Consider the following 16,050-nt stretch of genomic DNA (forward strand, 5'->3'; position numbering starts at 1 on the left):
CTAGGAATCGCATATGGCGAAAGAATCCTCTCACGCGGTGCGTCCGCCGGACACGCACCGGGTCGTCGTGATCGTGGACGAGAACTCGAACCCCTTCGAGCTCGGCTGCGCGACCGAGGTCTTCGGCCTGCGCAGACCGGAGATCGGCCGCGAGCTCTACGACTTCGGGCTCTGTTCCCCCGAGCCCCGCACCCTGATGCGGGACGGGTTCTTCACGCTCGCGGGAGTCGCCGGCCTGGAGGCGGCCGACACGGCGGACACCTTGATCGTCCCCAACCGGCCCGACGTCGAGGTGCCCCGCCGGCCCGCCGTGCTGGACGCCGTCCGGCGGGCGCACGCGCGTGGTGCGCGCCTGATCGGCTTCTGCAGCGGCGCCTTCACCCTGGCCGAGGCGGGGGTCCTCGACGGGCGCCGGGCCACCGCGCACTGGCAGTGGGCGGACGCCTTCCGGGCCCGTTTCCCGTCCGTCAGCCTCGAACCGGACGTGCTGTTCGTGGACGACGGCGACATCCTCACCGCCGCCGGGAGCGCGGCCGCGCTCGATCTCGGGCTGCACGTGGTGCGCCGCGACCACGGTGCGGAGATCGCCAACTCCGTGAGCCGCCGGCTGGTCTTCGCGGCGCACCGGGACGGCGGGCAGCGGCAGTTCGTGGAGCGGCCCATGCCCGACCTGCCCGACGAGTCCCTGGCGCCCGTCCTGGCCTGGGCCCAGGAACGGCTGGACGCCCCGCTCACGGTCCCCGACCTCGCGGCGCGCGCGGCGGTCAGCCCCGCGACGCTGCACCGCCGTTTCCGGGCACAACTGGGCACGACACCGCTGGTGTGGCTCACGGGGGAGCGGCTCGCCCTGGCGTGCCGCCTGATCGAGGGAGGCGAGTCCCGCTTCGAGGTGGTCGCCCGGCGCAGCGGCCTCGGCACCGCCGCCCACCTGCGCACACTGATGCGCCGTGGCACGGGCATCACGCCGTCCGCGTACCGGCGCCGGTTCGGACCGGAGGCGAACTGAGTCAGGGATTCGAACCCGGGCCCGAGTACGCGCCCCCGGAGTACCGGCTGCGGTCGTGAGCGTGACCGGTCACACGAGCAGCCGGCCGGCTCCTGCCCGGTCGTCGGCGTTGCGGCCGCTGTCCTCGTCGGTCCTGGTGGCGGTCACCTTGCCGGTGGTCGCGTCGACCGTGACCTCGTGGTCCTTGTTCCTGTCCTTGAGGTTCGTCACGTCGATGCGCCAGGCAGGGGTGGTGCCGTGGTCGTTCTCGAGGCCGGCGGAGGTCGCGGTGCCGTCGACCTCGGCCAGCGCCGCGTCGACGGCCTTGGCCAGGTCGGTCCTGGCGGACTTCGCCAGGGCGGCGTCGGCGCTGCGGTCCTCGGGGCTCTGGTCCTTGTCCGTACGGGTGGCGGTGACCTTGCCGTCGGTCGCGTTGACGGTGACCTCGTGCTCGGTGCCGTGGGAGTCCGTCACGTCGACCTTCCAGACCGGTTTGTCCGGGCTGCCGTCCAGGTCGGCTGCGGTGACCGTGCCCGCGACGGACTTCTCGGCGGTCTCGGCGGCCCGCTTGATGTCCACCTCGGCGCTCTTGGCCAGGGCGGCATCCTCGTCGTGGTCGTTGCCCGGCGATGGGGCGGTGACGGCCGTCCGAACGGTGCGGGGGCCGTCGGCGGAGGAAGCGGTGGCCGTGGTCGTGGCGCCGCCGAGGGCCGCGGTGGCGGCGAGTACGGCGGCAACCATGCGACGGCTGCCGGCCGGAGCGTGCTCGAGGGACTTCATGGGGGTGTTCCCTTCGCTCGGGTACACGTGTTCCTGAGGCCGTCCGCCGCGGGCGGGCAGCGCCGAACCTCTCCCCGGGAAGGCGCTGCGGTGCATGAGGGCATGCGGCCGGTCGGGGGCGGGGAGCGCGAAAACTCTCGTCATCGCCCTGGCAGGTGATCCGGGCCAAAGGATCCGACCGTCGCGGACGAATCCCTCACGGCAGCCATTTTCTCCCCGCTCGGTCGCTGTCGCATCCCTCGCCGGGAGCGTGGAGCGCTGGGGGCCGATGCCGCCTCGACCGGGTCCGCGCGGCGCGGGCCGTCGTCACCGACGCCGGCAGCCACCGCGTACCCGCCTCACTCGCCGCAGCGCGGCCGCGGCGTCCGCCGCCCGCCTCCGGGGCACCGCCCGTACCGGCGGCGGACGTTTCATGGCGCCTTCCCGCGTCTCCCGGGCCATGGAGGGGCGGTCCTCAGCGCGGCAGGGTGTCGATCGAGGCGGCGACCTTCCGGCACATCTCCGTGAACATGGCCTGCTCGCCGGGCGAGAGCGCCTCCACGGCGGCCCGGGCGTTCTCCCGCCGGCTGCGCGCGGCACCGGCCAGGAAGGCGTGCCCCTTCGGGGTCAGCGACGTCGTGTGCTCCCGCCTGTCCTCGCCGAGCGCCACCTGCTGGACCAGCTCCAGGTCCTTCAGGACGCGCAGCGCCTTGGACGCGGTCTGCCGCGACATCCCCAGGGACTCGCTGAGCCGCGAGGGGCTCATCGCGCCGCGGATGCGGAGCAGCTCCAGGACGTCGTACTGCTGCCAGTTAACGCCTTCGGGGTTGGTCGCGGTGCGCCGGGCGGCCAGGACGCACTGCAGATGGGACAGCGCGTCCTCCAGCTCGGAGGGCGGGCCGGGCCGTGGGGGGACGGCGTCTGCGTCCGTCATCGATGAGCTCCTTCCGGGGCGGGCACGGCGGGCCGGGACCGTTGTGATGTCCGATGAGCCCTTGTTTGGTTTCCGAACGGAAATGATAGGAGTGTATCCGCCCTTCCGTCGGCGTCGAAATCATCGGAATATGGTTTCCTGGGAGAAACCAATTGGCGTAGTGTGAGTGGAGACGAACGCGGCGCGACGGGTGGAGGTGGTGAACCATGACGGGCGGGACGAGCACGCGGTTCGGCAGCGACATCGTTCTCGGCGGTGTCCGGGAGAACAACCTCAAGAACGTCTCGCTGACCATCCCCAAGGGGAAGCTCACCGTGTTCACCGGTGTGTCCGGCTCCGGAAAGTCCTCGGTCGTCTTCTCCACGATCGCCGTGGAGTCCCGGCGCCGGCTCAACGAGACGTTCCCCTGGTACGTACGCAACCGGCTCACCCGGTACGAGCGTCCGCGCGCCGAAGTGATGGAGAACCTGTCCACCGCGATCGTGGTCGACCAGAAGCCCATCGGTGGAAATTCCCGCTCGACCGTCGGCACCATGACCGAGGTGCACCCCATCCTGCGGGTGCTGTTCTCGCGGTGCGGAAAACCCTCCGCCGGCCCGTCGAACCTCTACTCCTTCAACGACCCGCACGGGATGTGCGGGCGCTGCGAAGGGCTGGGCCGGGTCGTGACGGTGGACCTGGACCGGCTGCTCGACGGGGAGAGAACGCTCAACGAGGGCGCCATCGTCTTCCCCTCGTTCGCGGTCGGCACCGCCGCATGGCAGCTGTACGCGGAATCGGGCCTCTTCGACCCCGACAAACCACTGGCCCGCTTCACCGGGCAGGAGCGCGAACTCCTCCTGTACGGCGGCGGGTTCCGCGTCGACCGACGCAGCCGGCACGGCGTCTGCAGGAACGAGTACGAGGGAGTGGTCACCCGCTTCACCCGCCGCTACCTCAAGCGCGACGTGCGTACCCTGAGCGACCGCGACCAAGAGGCCGTGGCCCGGGTCGTCACCGAGGGCCCCTGCCCGGAGTGCGGGGGAGCCAGGCTCGACGCCGCGGCCCGGGACTCCCGGATCGGAGCGCACAACATCGCCGACTGCACGGCCATGGAGATCGGCGAACTCATCGAGGTGCTCGCCGCCCTCGACGACCCCGTCGCCGTGCCCGTGGCGGCCGAGGCCCTCGCCGTACTGCGCCGCATCGATGCGGTGGGCCTCGGCTACCTCTGCCTGGACCGCGAGACGTCCACCGTGTCGGGCGGGGAGGGGCGACGGCTGAAGATCGTGCGCCACCTCGGCAGCAGCCTCACCGACGTGACGTACATCTTCGACGAACCCAGCGCGGGACTGCATCCCCGGGACGTGCACCGGCTCAATGAACTGCTCCTGGAACTGCGGGACAAGGGCAACACCGTCCTGGTCGTCGAGCACGACCGGCAGGTCATCGCCATCGCCGACCACGTCGTCGACATGGGACCGGGCGCCGGGGCCCACGGCGGGGAGATCGTCTTCGAGGGCACCGCCGAGGAACTGCTCTCCTCCGGCTCCCTCACCGGGCGGCGCCTGGACGCCGTGTCCGGGCTCGACCGGACACCGCGCACCCCCACCGGCGCCTTCACCGTCACCGGGGCCGCCCTGCACAACCTCAAGGACATCACCGTCGACATCCCGACCGGTGTCCTCACCGCGGTCACCGGTGTCGCGGGCTCGGGCAAGAGCACCCTGGTCTCCGGCGTCCTCGCCGCCCGGCACCCCGAGGCGGTCGTCGTGGACCAGTCGGCGATCGGCATCTCGCCGCGTGCGACACCGGCCACCCATGTGAACGTCATGGACGCCATCCGCAGGCTGTTCGCCCGTGCCAACGGGGTCGACGCGGGAATGTTCAGCTTCAACTCCACCGGCGGCTGCCCCGAGTGCAAGGGCCGCGGCGTCATCGAGAACGACCTCGCCTTCCTGGACCCCGTCACCACGACCTGCGAGCTCTGCCGGGGCCGACGCTACCGGGACGAGGCCCTCGACCACCGCCTGCACGGCCGCGACATCGTCGAGACCCTGGCCCTCACCGTCGAGGAGGCACTCGGCCACTTCACCGAGCGCACCGTACTGAGCAGGCTGGCGCCGCTCCGGGAGGTCGGGCTTTCCTACCTCACCCTCGGACAGCCGCTGTCCACCCTGTCCGGCGGTGAAAGGCAACGCCTCAAGCTCGCCGGCCGGTTGCACGATTCGGGCGGCCTCCACATCTTCGACGAGCCGACGACCGGCCTGCACATGGCCGACGTCGACACCCTGCTCGCCCTCCTCGACCGGCTCGTCGACGGCGGCAACACCGTCGTCGTGATCGAGCACGACCCGGACGTGATCAAGCACGCCGACTGGATCATCGACCTCGGTCCCGGCGCCGGCCGGCACGGCGGTCGCGTCGTCTTCGAGGGAACTCCGGCGCAACTGGCCACAGCCCGGGGTTCGTTCACCGCCGAGTACCTCAGAAAGGATCTCGCGCGGACCACCGCCCGGCACTGACCCGCCCGTCGTACGTCCGCCCGGGGCAGGCCGTCCGGCGAACTGCCCGCGGCTGTCCGGCGTTTGTCCGGGCGCGCACCGGACAGGGTGCACACCGGTTCGGTACCCCGCGGTGGTACTCGTGTGCCGCCGTACGCCTCCCGGGGCGTTCCCCCACGCACGGGTACCACTGCTCCCTCACCGGGCACGGCCGAATCGCGACCTACCGGCCCCGGGAACCCGTCCGGATCCTGAAGGACATGGGGGACACCGAAAACACATCAGGTCCGGACAACACCGACGACATGTTCCGCGCCCTCCTGGAGGGCGCCATCGCTCCGCGCCCGCCCGACCCGCCCGACTGCCCCTTCTGCGACCTCCGCCAGGACCGCTGTCCCACCCTCTACGCGGGGCATTGGATCCTCCTCGAACCCCGGGTCCTCGTCCCCGCCCACACCGTGCCCCCACGACGGCGCTGGATCATCACCGGGGACGGGGCCGCCATGAACCTGTGGGACGCGGAACCCCTTCCCGGCACCCGGTGCCGCATCGCGCACCACACGGTCTGCCCCCGCCTCCGGCCCGAGGACCCCTGGCCCTGGGCCACCGCGCTCCGGCAGGAGAACGACCGCAGGACGCGGCGCCTGTTCGACCTCCCCGACGACCGGGGCCTCCTCGACGGCCGGGACCTGCCCGAGACGGGCTGATGGCCGTGGTCCGTGGGCCTCAGGGGCGGCGCGTGGCGATGATCACCGAACTGGTCGGTGTCGTGAGCAACTCGGTGGCCTCCAGGGCCGGATGCGTGAGGTAGAACAGCCGGAGCTCGTCCACTTCGCCCTCGAAGCGGGGCGGCCAGTGGGGCGAGGGGGTGAAGTCGTCCAGAACGAGCAGGCCGCCGGGAGCGAGGTGCTCGACGACCTTCCGGGCGTCGTCGCGCTTGCCCCCGCCGTCGCAGAAGAAGACGTCGAACGGGGCGTGCTGATCGAGCAGCCGCCAGTCCCCGGTGAGAACGCTGACGCGCTCGTCGTCCGCGAAGATCCCGGCCGCCCGACGGGCCAGCTCCTCGTCGCGCTCCACGGTGACCAGGCGCGCGCCGGGACCGAGACCGCTGTGCAGCCAGGCGGTGCCCACTCCCGAGCCGGTACCGCTCTCCGCCACGACCCCATGGGGTTTCGAGGCGGCGGCCAGCCCGAGCAGCCTGCCCACTTCGGGGATGCAGCTCTTCTCGAACCCCATCTCGGAGGCGACCCGCTCCGCGGCCGCCACACGGGACGGAACCGCACGTTCTGCCACGCCCATGCCCACTCCTCACCGTGATCGCACGATTACGCGATCATGAGAGTATCGGTAAATGGTGACGCCTCTACGGGGTTTCGCCCGTTCCGGGGGCCGGGTGTGAGGGGGACGTCGCGCTGCGAGGATGGGCACGGGCGGCCGGGAAGCGGCGGTGGCGTGGCCGGGGAGCGGCGACGGTGGGCGGGGGACGGAAGGCGGCGGGCGACGGCATGAGTACGGGGAGCTCGGGCGACGGCATGAGCGCACGGAGCGCGCGTGCGGAACGGATGGCGCGGTTCGCGGCGGAGGTCGACTGGTCGAGAGTGACCAGTCCCTACCACGCCCAGCGGTACGGGCCCGAGGTGCTGGAGCAGCTCTGGGCCCCGGACCACTCCACGGCCGAGGGCGCCCTGGTGGATCTGCACCACGCGTCCTGCGGCGACGGCAGTTCGGTGCTGGCGGCGGCGGCCGAGGTGCTGCCGTTCCTCGTCGAGGCGGCCCGGGACCCGGCAGTGACGGTGCGTACGGAGATCATGGAGACGGTCACCGAGGTCGCCCGCGCGGGCAACGCCGCTCTCACCGCGAGGGCCGACCCGGTCCTGGAGGGCAGATGGCGGCCCACCGTCGCCCCGGCGTGGCCGACTGCCTGGGAGCGGGCGGTGGACCCGCTGCTGCCGTTGCTCGACGACGACGATCCCGACGTCCGGGCCGCGGCGGTCACCGTACTCGCGCAGGCCGCCCACCGGGCGGACGAGCTCACCGCCCGCTTCCGGGACCGCTTCGGGAACGAGCAGAACCCGCGGGTGGCCGAAACGCTCGTCCTGGCCGTCGGGGAACTCGCCCGCCACACCGTGGAGCGGCGCGAGGAGGCACTCGCCTGGCTGCGGCAGCGGATGACCGTCGAGGAGGGGGAGGAGCCCGACATCGACGAGGACGTCGACGCCTGGCTGGAGTGGATGGAGAAGCCCCGGCACGACGTCCGGCTGCAGGCGGTCGCGGCTCTGCGCCGCGCCCTGCCCGACCGCCCCGACCCCGCTCATGCCCGCATCACGGCCGACACGCTGCTCGCCTCCCCGCCCCTGGTCGCCGGGTCCTTCGAGCGGTACCGCTCCTGGCCGGTCGACGTCATCGTCGACGCCGACCGGCAGCTCGGCGACGACCTGCCGGGCCGGCTCGCCCTCGCCCGCGGTCTGCTGCGCCACGACGGCGCCGGACAGCGCGGGGCCGGCCTGCGGGTCGCGGCCTCCCTGATGTCCCGGTGGCGTTCCGCCGTACCCGAACTGCTCCCGGCCGTCGCGGAGTTCACCGACGACCCGCACCCGGACCACCGCGCCTCCGCGCTGCGGGTCCTCGCCATGTGCGGGACCGCCGCACGCCCCTGGGCCGACCGCGCCGCGGCGCGTCTCACCGAGGACGAAGAGCCCCACGAGCCCGCGAGGAGGTACGCGGTCTGGGCGCTGAGCCGGATGGGCGACGAGCGCTGCGTGGCGCCACTGGCCCGGCTGCTCACCGTCCGCGGCAGCGGGTTCGGCCCCTGGCCTCCCTCTCCGTCCGGCCGGGGCTGGGACAAGGACGACCTCAACTTCCCCGAGGCCCTCGCCCCCTTCACCGCGCACACGGACACCCTCCTCGGCCCGCTGCTGGCCCGTATCGGGGCGGCTCCGACGAGCGAGCGCGGCGCGTACCACGGGATCATCGGCCGGTGGCATCGCGACGGCGCGTCCGTCGTCCCGCGCCTGCTCGAACTGCTCGAATCGCCCGACCCGGACGAGGTGCTGACGGCCGCCCACGCCCTGAGCCGGACGGGCCCCCGCGCGATCGCCGCCGACCATCGCGCACGACTGCGGGAACTGCTCGGACCGCCGGAGTTCTGGGCCGACTCGGCCCGTATCGACCCCTTCCGCCTCCGCCTCCTCACCGGCGACGACGAGCCCGTACTGGCCCTGCTGCGCTCCCCCGAGGAGAGCGGATACCCGGAACTGAGTGCCGGGGCCGACGACGGCGCCCGGATCCGGGCCTGCATCGCGCTGGGCCCGCTCGCCGCGCCGGCGGCGGATCTGCTGCGCGGCCTGTTCCAGGAGGCGCTGCGCGGGGGGCCGGAGCACCGGTCCGACGCGTCGAAGGACGTCGTACGGCGGGCCCGTGCCCTGTGGCGGGTCACCGGCGACGCGGGGGAGGTCCTGCCGGACCTCCTGGAACTGACCGGGCGCAGCGCGCAGAAGGGCTGCCGGACCCCGGGAGGAGTCCAGGCCCTGCGCCTGCTCGCCGAGGTGGCCGCCACCCGTCCGCCCGTCGTCGAGCGGGTCGCCCGGCAACTGCACGCCACCGCGGAGGAACGACTCGGACGCGGCAACCGCTCCGACGCGATGGAGATCGTCAGGAGCCTGTGGGAGCTCACCCGGGACCCGCGGCAGGTCGTCCCGGCCCTGAACCGGCTGGTACGGATCTGCCCGCCGCCCGGCAGGGCGCACCCCACCGTCCTCGAACCGCTGGAACTCCTCGCCGAGGTCGCCGCCGCCGACCCGGAGTCCGTCGCCCCGGTGACTCCCGCGCTGCGGGCCCTCCTCGACGCCGATGAACGCCCCGTCGCACACGACCACTGGCGTGCCGTCATGGAGGACGACGCGTTGTGCGCGGCGGTCCGGGCGGTGCTGGACGCCGCGGCGACGGGCGCGGAAGAGGGGACGGGGGAGGGGGCCGCGTAGGCGGACGCCGGCACGGGCCGGGCCCGCATGTCGACGGGGGAGGGGGAGGACTCGAAGTCTCTCCCCCTCCCCGGCGGGTGTTCCGAACCCGATCCGCGCTCCGGCGGATCAGGAACGCGCGGCGGTCGGGCCGCCGCGGACCGTTCAGACCTGGAGCCCCGTGGCCTTCACGTCCTCGACCTTGCGGACCTTGATCTCCATGCGATTCACCTCCTCGTGACTGGATGACGTCCCCCGCGCCGGTGGTGTGCCGGGCCGGGGCGGAGCGGTACCCGCGGCTCTCAGGCCCTCGTCGTGAGCCGCCGTGCGCGCTCACGGACCGAGAGGGCCGCGGGAAGAACGAAGGGGGTCAGATACACCGCGGTGCACAACAGCGCCCACCAGAACCGCCCGGTGGCCGGGCCCGTGCCGAGCCGGTCGGCGGCCCAGCGCAGCACCTCCCACGCGAAGGGCGCCAGGAAGAGCCCCGCCCAGACCAGGGTCAGCGCGGCCCCGAAGAACCGCACCCAGCGGAACCAGCGCCCGGCCCGCACATCGGCCGGATGCGCGTCGGCCAGTTCGGCCGCCCCGGCGGCGTCCGACCAGCCGACGGCGCGCCGGAGCATCAGGGTCGAGACCCGCCACAGGTTGCGGCAGCCCAGCGCGTTGACCAGCACCGCGTACAGGTCCGTGCGCAGGAAGACCATGCACTGCCAGAGCATCGCGGTGAGCTTCACGTAGATCCAGGTGGCGAGGACCGCGTCGAGCAGGTCCGGTGCCGCCCACGTGCCGGTGTCGATCAGCAGCCGCGCCGCCAGCGGTACGGCGAGCAGCACCGCGTCGAGGGCGAGACCGGCCAGCAACGGCCCGTACCGCTTGCGTTTCGGCACGGTCCACAGCTGGGTCAGGTCGGTCTCGAAGACCAGCAGGAACCCCATCCGCCGGTCCATGCCGAACCTGGCCCCCAGACCGAGGGCGCGGGCCGCGAACCAGTGCCCCAGCTCGTGGATCGCCGTGGCGGCCGTGGCGAGCGGGATGAGGATCAGGCTGCCGAGGCCGATGTCGTCCACCACGAACGCGTCGGTGGCCGGATCGGGGAAGAGACCGGGGCGGAACACGAACACGGCGAGCGCGAACACCGCGCACGCGGCGTAGCAGCTCCAGGCCACCCGCCCGAAGAAGGGCCGCGCGACCTCCTGGCGGACGCCGTCCAGCCACCGCCCGCCCTGGACGGGCGCCGAGCGGACCGGTGCGGCCTGCTGCCCCTCGTCGAGGAAACCGAGCTCGCGCAGGGTCTCGACGAAGGACGGCACGTCGACGGGTTGCCCGGCGAACTCCTCGGCCTCGGCGGCGGCCTCGGCGATCGTCGCCCCGCGCAGCAGCGCCTCGATGACCACACCGCCGACTTTCGGAATGGCGACGAACTGCCCCGTACCCGGGTCGCCCACCAGGACCTCGTCCTCCCCCTCGGGCACCAGGCTCAGCGGTCGCAGCCGCACGGTCGTCCGCGGGGACCCGTCCACCCCGGTCATGACGCGGCCACCCGTACCGGAGCCAGCGCGCACACCGGGCAGTCCGGCACGTCGGGGAACGGCACCCGGTCGGCCGCCAGCCCCTCGCGCAGGTCGAGCCGGACGCGGGCGCCCGCGGCCAGCGGCTCCTGGAACCCGGTCAGGTAGCGCAGCCCCTCCAGCGCGATCAGCGAACCGACCTGCATGGCCACAGGACCGATGAGCGGGTTGGTCGCCCGCATGCCGTGCACGAGGTCCTCCGCGGCCGCCGAGCCGGTGCCCTCCTCCGGGCGCTGCGAGAACTCGCACGCCAGACAGGCACTCCTCCCCGGATCGACGGACATGTACGAGAGCAGCGTGCGGGTCGCGCCGCCGACGACCAGGGGCACACCGGCCCGGACGGCGGCCTCGTTCACCCACAGGCCGGCGTCGGGATGGCCGTCCAGGCCGCCCAGCACCAGATCGGTCCCGTCGGTGAGGTCGGCGAGGTCCTCGGGGCCCGCGACCCAGCGGTCGACGGTGCGCACCTCGATGTCCGGGTCGTACGCCCGCACCCAGGCCGCGGCGCGCTCGACCTTCGAGCGGCCGACGTCCTCGTGCCGGTAGAGGAACTGCCGGGCGAAGTTGCGGGTTTCGACGCGGTCGTGGTCCAGCAGTGTCAACCGGCCGACGCCGAGACCCGCCAGGCACTGCACCAGCGAGGAACCGCCGCCGCCCACCCCGAGCACCAGGACGTGCGCGTCGCGCACCCGCCGCAGGAAATCGGTGCGGTGCCGGTCGAGGTCCGCGAAGGTGCCGAAGAACGCCAGGTTGGAGAAGTGCCGCTCGTCCACCGCCGGATCGCCGGTGAACCTGCCCTCCTCGCGCTCGACCAGCCCCAGGTCCGCCAGCCCCGCCAGGCCCCCGCCGAGCTCCTCCTCGGTCAGCCCGATCCCCCTGGCGGCGAGTGCGGCACGCAGCTCGGGGACGCTCCGGGGCTCCTCCCGGAGCACGGAGAGAAGCGCCTCGACCTTCCCCTCCGGGTCCTCCAGAGTGATCGACTCACGGGGGTCGAAGACGACGATCAGGTCTTCTCCCACCGCTTGCCAGGAGCACTCCTTGAGCGCGACACGCATCGACCCACTCGCTTTCGGCTTCAGCGGACCCCGGACCTTTCGGGGCACGGCTGAAACTCTGCGGCACGGGGCTGAACTCCCGCTTTGACGACGCTTTGAGCCCGCGCCGGGGCATGCCCGCACACGGTGCCGGGGCACGCCCGCATGGCGTCAGGTGCGTGCCCGCATGGCGTCGGGCGCGTGTCGGGGGTGGCTCAGTCCGCCGTCCGCAGCAGCTCGCGCACCACGTCCGCGTCCGGGTGCCCGAGCTCGTCGAGGACGGCGAGGGAGGCGTGCCACGCCTCGCGCGCACCCGCCCGGTCGCCGACGGTGCGGAGGATCTCGCCGAGGCTGCGCAGCGCGTCCGCCTCGCCGTAGCGGTTGCCGAGCCGGCGGAACCCGTCCCGGCACCGGCGATAGCAGTCGAGGGCTTCGGTGTACTGCCCCATGGCACGGCGGGTGAAGCCGAGGGTCTGCCAGGTGTACGCCTCACCGAGCGGGCTGCCTCCGGCCCGGTGCAGCCGCAGCGCCTCGTGGCAGCAGGCGAGCGCCTTCTCGTGGTCGCCCAGGTGGGTGTGGCACCAGCCGATGTTGTTCAACGCGCCGCCCTGTCCGGCCGGATTGCCGACGGCGAGCTGCAGTTCGAGCACCTGCTCGACGCAGTGGAGCGTGGCGCGGTAGTCGCCCTGCTGCTCGTACGACCAGCCGAGCGTCCGCAGCGTATCGGCCTGCGCGGCCAGGTCGCCCAGCTCGCGCTGCAGCTCCAGTGCCCGTGACAGTTCGTCCCGGGCCTCCTCGTGCCGTCCCAGCCGGATCGCGGCCCGGCCCGACTCGCAATGGCACAGTGCCGTCCCCGCTCGGTCCTCCTGCCGCCGGGCCGCCGCGATGGCCGTGCGCTGGGTGGCCACCCAATCGTGCCAACGACCGCTGAGGTGGAGGAAGTCCCCCATGGCGAGCGGGAGTTGCCAGGCATGGTCGTCGAAACCGGCCGGGCCCGCCGCGTCCGTGACCGCGAGCAGCACGGCGTGCTCCGCCTCGAACCACGCCATCGCCTCCTCGTACCCCTCCGGGCGGTGGGGCACCGAGCCGGGCACCGGCGGCGACAGCGGCAGTTCGCCGCGGACCGGGGCGAGCTGCCGACCGGCGGTGTGCGCGGTGTGCAGGAAGTGGTCGAACAGGCGGTGCAGCGCCCCGGTGCGCTCCGCCTCGGGATCCTCGGTCACCAGCCCCACGGCGTAGGCGCGCAGCAGGTCGTGGAAGGAGTACCGGCCGGGGCGGTGCTCGTCGATCAGATGGACGCGGGCCAGCGCGGTCAGCGCCGCGGCGGCCTCCCGGACGGACAGCCGGGCCAGCGCCGCCACCGCGGGTGCGGCGGCGTCCCGGCCGGGGTGCAGCCCGAGCAGCCGGAACACCCGGGCCGTACCGGCGTCCAGCCGGAGGTACGACCACGAGAACACCGCCCGTACGCTGCTCACCCCCTCACCGGCGTCCAGCACGTCCAACCGCCCCCTGGCGTCGCGCAGTTCCGCCGCGACCGCGCTCAGCGCGAACCCGGGCCGGCCGACGGCGCGGGCGGCGGTCACGGCGAGCGCCAACGGCAGACGGGCGCACAGGCCGATCAACTCGGCCACCGCCTCCGGCTCCGCGGCCACCCGGTCCGCGCCGAGCCGGGCGACGAGCAGTTCGTGCGCCTCCTCCCGCGACAGCACGTCGAGGGAGAGCAGCAGGGCGCCGTCGGTGACGGCGAGACCGGCCAGCCGGCCGCGACCGGTGACGACCACGGCACAACCGGCACCGCCCGGCAGCAGCGGACGGACCTGGGCGGCGTCGGTGGCGTTGTCGAGGACGAACAGCAGCCGACGGCCGGCGGTCTCGGTGCGCAGCAGCGCCGCCCGCGCATCCAACGGGTCCGGGATCCGCTCCGGCGGCACCGACAGGGCTTCCAGGAAACCGCGGATCGCCTCGCCGGGCGGCACCGGCCCGGCGGCGGGGTCGAAGCCGCGCAGGTTCACGTACAGCTGGCCGTCCGGGAAGTCCGGCGCCACGCGGTGTGCCCAGTGCAGCGCCAGCGCCGTCTTCCCGGCGCCCGCCGTGCCGGTGATCACCCGGACGGCCGGGCCCGTGCCGGTGGCCGCGTCACCGGGCGGTCCGTCCAGCGCCCGCAGCTCGGCCCGGCGCCCCGCGAACCCGCCCACCCCGGAGGGAAGTTGACGCGGCGGCGTCGGTACCCGCCCGGGGCGGGCGGTCCCCTCCGGCGACCGGGGAGCGGGCACGGGGGCGGCGAGCCCGGGGTCGCCGCGCAGCATGCGCAGTTGCAGTTCACGCAGAGGGGCGGACGGCTCGACGCTCAATTCGGTGGCCAGCAGCCGGTGCACCTCCCGGTAGGCGTCGAGCGCCTCCGCCTGTCGCCCCGACCGGTACAGCGCCAGCATCAACTGCTCCCACAGGCCCTCCCGGAGCGGATGCTCGCGCACCGACTGCCGCAGCTCCGGCACCAGCGCGGTGTGCCGCCCGCAGGCCAGGTCCGCCTCGACACGGGCCTGGAGGACGTCGAGCCGCTGCTCGGTCAGACGGGCGGCCTCCGCCTCCACCACCGGCCCGGCCGGTACGTCGGCGAGCGCGGGGCCGCGCCACAGCGCGAGCGCCTCCGCGAGCAGATCGGCCGCGCGTTCCGCCTCGCCGGCCGCCAGCGCGGCACGGCCGTCCTCGCCGAGCCGGGCGAAGACGGCGGCGTCCAGATCGTCCTCGCCGACCGGCACCATCTGGTAGCCGGGCGGCCGGGTGACGAGCAACCGGCCCTGCCGGTCGCCGAGTTCGCGGCGCAGCCGCAGCACGTACTGCTGGATGAGGTTGGCGGCCGCCCGGGGTTCGCGCTCGCCCCACAGTTCCGTGCCCAGCCGGTCCGTCGGGACGGGGGCGTCGCACCGCACCAGCAGGGTGGCGAGCAGGGTGCGCGGCTTGGCGGCGGAGATCCCCCGCCAGTGGGTGCCGTCGAATATTTCGAGGGGGCCGAGGATACGAAAACGCATCCGGCCTCCCCCGTCCTCCGTACCGTCCGCATGTGATCTTGCCACCGGTCGGCGCGATCCGCCACGTCGTTGCCGTCGTCATCGACGCCCGGCCGGTCGAATCCGCCCAGGCCGTCGGCCGGGGCCCGCGTGGTCCTGACGGGCAGCCTCGGCCCGGTCCGGCCGCTCCGAAAACCCCCGGGAACGCGGAACTGCGTGGTCCGCCCGCTCGTCCCCCGTCGCAGAAGCTGCTCGGGAGGGGATTTCTGTTGCTGCGGTTCCACTTCACGGCCGAGGACCTGACCCGGGTGCGTCTGGCCCCTCGGCCCCATCCGCTCTGGGAGACCTACTTCAGCCTCCTGCTGCTGCAGAGCCGCGAGGGGGCCGTGCACTTCGACCCGTGGCGCCGGTCGGTCCGCGCGGCCCTCGCCCGGGCGAACCTGACGGGCGCCGTCCGGGCGCTGACCGAGCTGTATCCCGTCGACGGCTACACGCCGGACTTCCTCGTCGCCGGGGACGGAGCCGTCGAACTGGAGGACGGGCTGGACCTGTTGATGTCGACCCCGCGCAGGTCCCTGCGGGAGCAGATGGCGCTGGTGGCCCACGTCGGCGGGGGCACTCCCGGCTGGTTCCGGCACGTCGCCGACGGGGACCCGGCCGTGCTGAATCGGCTGGGGAACCTGCTGCGCCGCTACCACGGCATCGCTGTCGCCCCCTACACCGAACCCGTGCGACGGGCCTTCGCGGTGGAACACGCGCAGCGGGCCGGCACGCTCCTGGGCGGAGGTGTGGAGGGACTGGTCGGCGGCTACCCGGCACGGCTGATGGAATGGCGTGACGACGGCACGCTGCACGTGCCGTGTTCCCTGGAGGAGCCCTTCGAGTTCGACATCGGCGGCCGCGCGACGACGCTCCTGCCGTCCTTCTTCAGCATCCACCCGACCGCCGGCGCGGCGGCGGACCGACCGCTGACGGTCAGCTATCCGCTCCACCGCCCACTGGACTGGTACACCCCGGCCCGACAGGACACCGGAACGCCCGACCCGCACGGCCGCGAAGCGGTGAAGCGTCTGATCGGTACGGCGCGGGCCGCCGTGCTCGACGCGCTCGACCGGACCATGAGCACCTCCCGACTGGCCCAGACGCTACGGCTCTCGCTGCCGACCGCCAGCCGGCACACGACCGCGCTGCGCGAGGCCGGACTCGTCACCAGCCGACGCCACGGCCAGTCCGTGCTCCACACCCGTACCGCCCTGGGGACCGCCCTGCTGGAGGGCCTGCCTCCCGACGGCGGCGCATCCTAGGGTGCTCGGCATG

Annotated in this window: 11 protein-coding genes; 5 read left to right on the top strand and 6 right to left on the bottom strand. The window is 73.5% G+C overall.

Features of this window, described 5'->3' with window-relative positions; genetic code table 11:
- The first annotated feature begins 13 nt into the window (after positions 1-13).
- The gene (locus tag ACFYW1_RS17605; RefSeq protein WP_388993119.1) at positions 14-1,006 is read left to right on the top strand and encodes a GlxA family transcriptional regulator; all 993 of its coding nucleotides are present in this window, start codon (positions 14-16) and stop codon (positions 1,004-1,006) included.
- A gap of 69 nt (positions 1,007-1,075) precedes the next feature.
- On the opposite strand, the gene ACFYW1_RS17610 is transcribed toward ACFYW1_RS17605, so the two are convergent.
- Positions 1,076-1,765: a PepSY domain-containing protein gene (locus ACFYW1_RS17610; protein ID WP_388993122.1), complete on the bottom strand. Its 690-nt coding sequence runs from the start codon at positions 1,763-1,765 to the stop codon at positions 1,076-1,078.
- A 454-nt stretch (positions 1,766-2,219) separates the two neighbouring features.
- A complete protein-coding gene (locus ACFYW1_RS17615) occupies positions 2,220-2,678 on the bottom strand; it encodes a MarR family winged helix-turn-helix transcriptional regulator (protein ID WP_388993125.1) in 459 nt (152 codons plus the stop codon).
- Between the two features lie 206 nt (positions 2,679-2,884).
- Between ACFYW1_RS17615 and ACFYW1_RS17620 the strand changes: the two genes are divergently transcribed.
- Together ACFYW1_RS17620 and ACFYW1_RS17625 are read left to right on the top strand one after the other, a co-directional pair.
- Positions 2,885-5,182 (top strand): ATP-binding cassette domain-containing protein, encoded by a 2,298-nt coding sequence (locus tag ACFYW1_RS17620; protein WP_388993128.1) that lies wholly within the window; start codon positions 2,885-2,887, stop codon positions 5,180-5,182.
- 239 nt (positions 5,183-5,421) lie between these two features.
- Positions 5,422-5,868, top strand: coding sequence for a DUF6083 domain-containing protein (locus ACFYW1_RS17625; RefSeq protein ID WP_388993131.1), 447 nt, complete (start codon positions 5,422-5,424; stop codon positions 5,866-5,868).
- Between the two features lie 19 nt (positions 5,869-5,887).
- On the opposite strand, the gene ACFYW1_RS17630 is transcribed toward ACFYW1_RS17625, so the two are convergent.
- Entirely contained in the window at positions 5,888-6,460 is a 573-nt protein-coding gene (locus tag ACFYW1_RS17630; RefSeq protein ID WP_388993134.1) for an O-methyltransferase, read from the bottom strand.
- Positions 6,461-6,693: 233 nt separating this feature from the next.
- On the opposite strand from ACFYW1_RS17630, the gene ACFYW1_RS17635 reads away from it, so the two are divergent.
- Complete coding sequence (locus ACFYW1_RS17635; RefSeq protein WP_388993137.1) at positions 6,694-9,141, top strand: HEAT repeat domain-containing protein; 2,448 nt, start codon at positions 6,694-6,696, stop codon at positions 9,139-9,141.
- A 281-nt stretch (positions 9,142-9,422) separates the two neighbouring features.
- On the opposite strand, the gene ACFYW1_RS17640 is transcribed toward ACFYW1_RS17635, so the two are convergent.
- From ACFYW1_RS17640 to ACFYW1_RS17650, 3 genes are all read right to left on the bottom strand, one after another.
- Positions 9,423-10,652: a hypothetical protein gene (locus ACFYW1_RS17640; protein ID WP_388993140.1), complete on the bottom strand. Its 1,230-nt coding sequence runs from the start codon at positions 10,650-10,652 to the stop codon at positions 9,423-9,425.
- On the bottom strand, positions 10,649-11,746 hold the full coding sequence (locus tag ACFYW1_RS17645; RefSeq protein ID WP_388993143.1) for a ThiF family adenylyltransferase: 1,098 nt from the start codon (positions 11,744-11,746) through the stop codon (positions 10,649-10,651). Before ACFYW1_RS17645 ends, ACFYW1_RS17640 begins: the two co-directional genes overlap by 4 nt.
- Before the next feature lie 194 nt (positions 11,747-11,940).
- Entirely contained in the window at positions 11,941-14,754 is a 2,814-nt protein-coding gene (locus tag ACFYW1_RS17650; RefSeq protein WP_388993146.1) for a BTAD domain-containing putative transcriptional regulator, read from the bottom strand.
- A 248-nt stretch (positions 14,755-15,002) separates the two neighbouring features.
- Between ACFYW1_RS17650 and ACFYW1_RS17655 the strand changes: the two genes are divergently transcribed.
- Positions 15,003-16,037 carry an ArsR/SmtB family transcription factor gene (locus ACFYW1_RS17655; protein ID WP_388993149.1) on the top strand — a complete coding sequence of 345 codons (1,035 nt, stop codon included), beginning with the start codon at positions 15,003-15,005 and terminating at the stop codon, positions 16,035-16,037.
- The last annotated feature ends 13 nt before the right edge of the window (positions 16,038-16,050 follow it).

The sequence above is a fragment of the Streptomyces sp. NPDC002669 genome, from assembly GCF_042889165.1.
GTDB lineage: Bacteria > Actinomycetota > Actinomycetes > Streptomycetales > Streptomycetaceae > Streptomyces.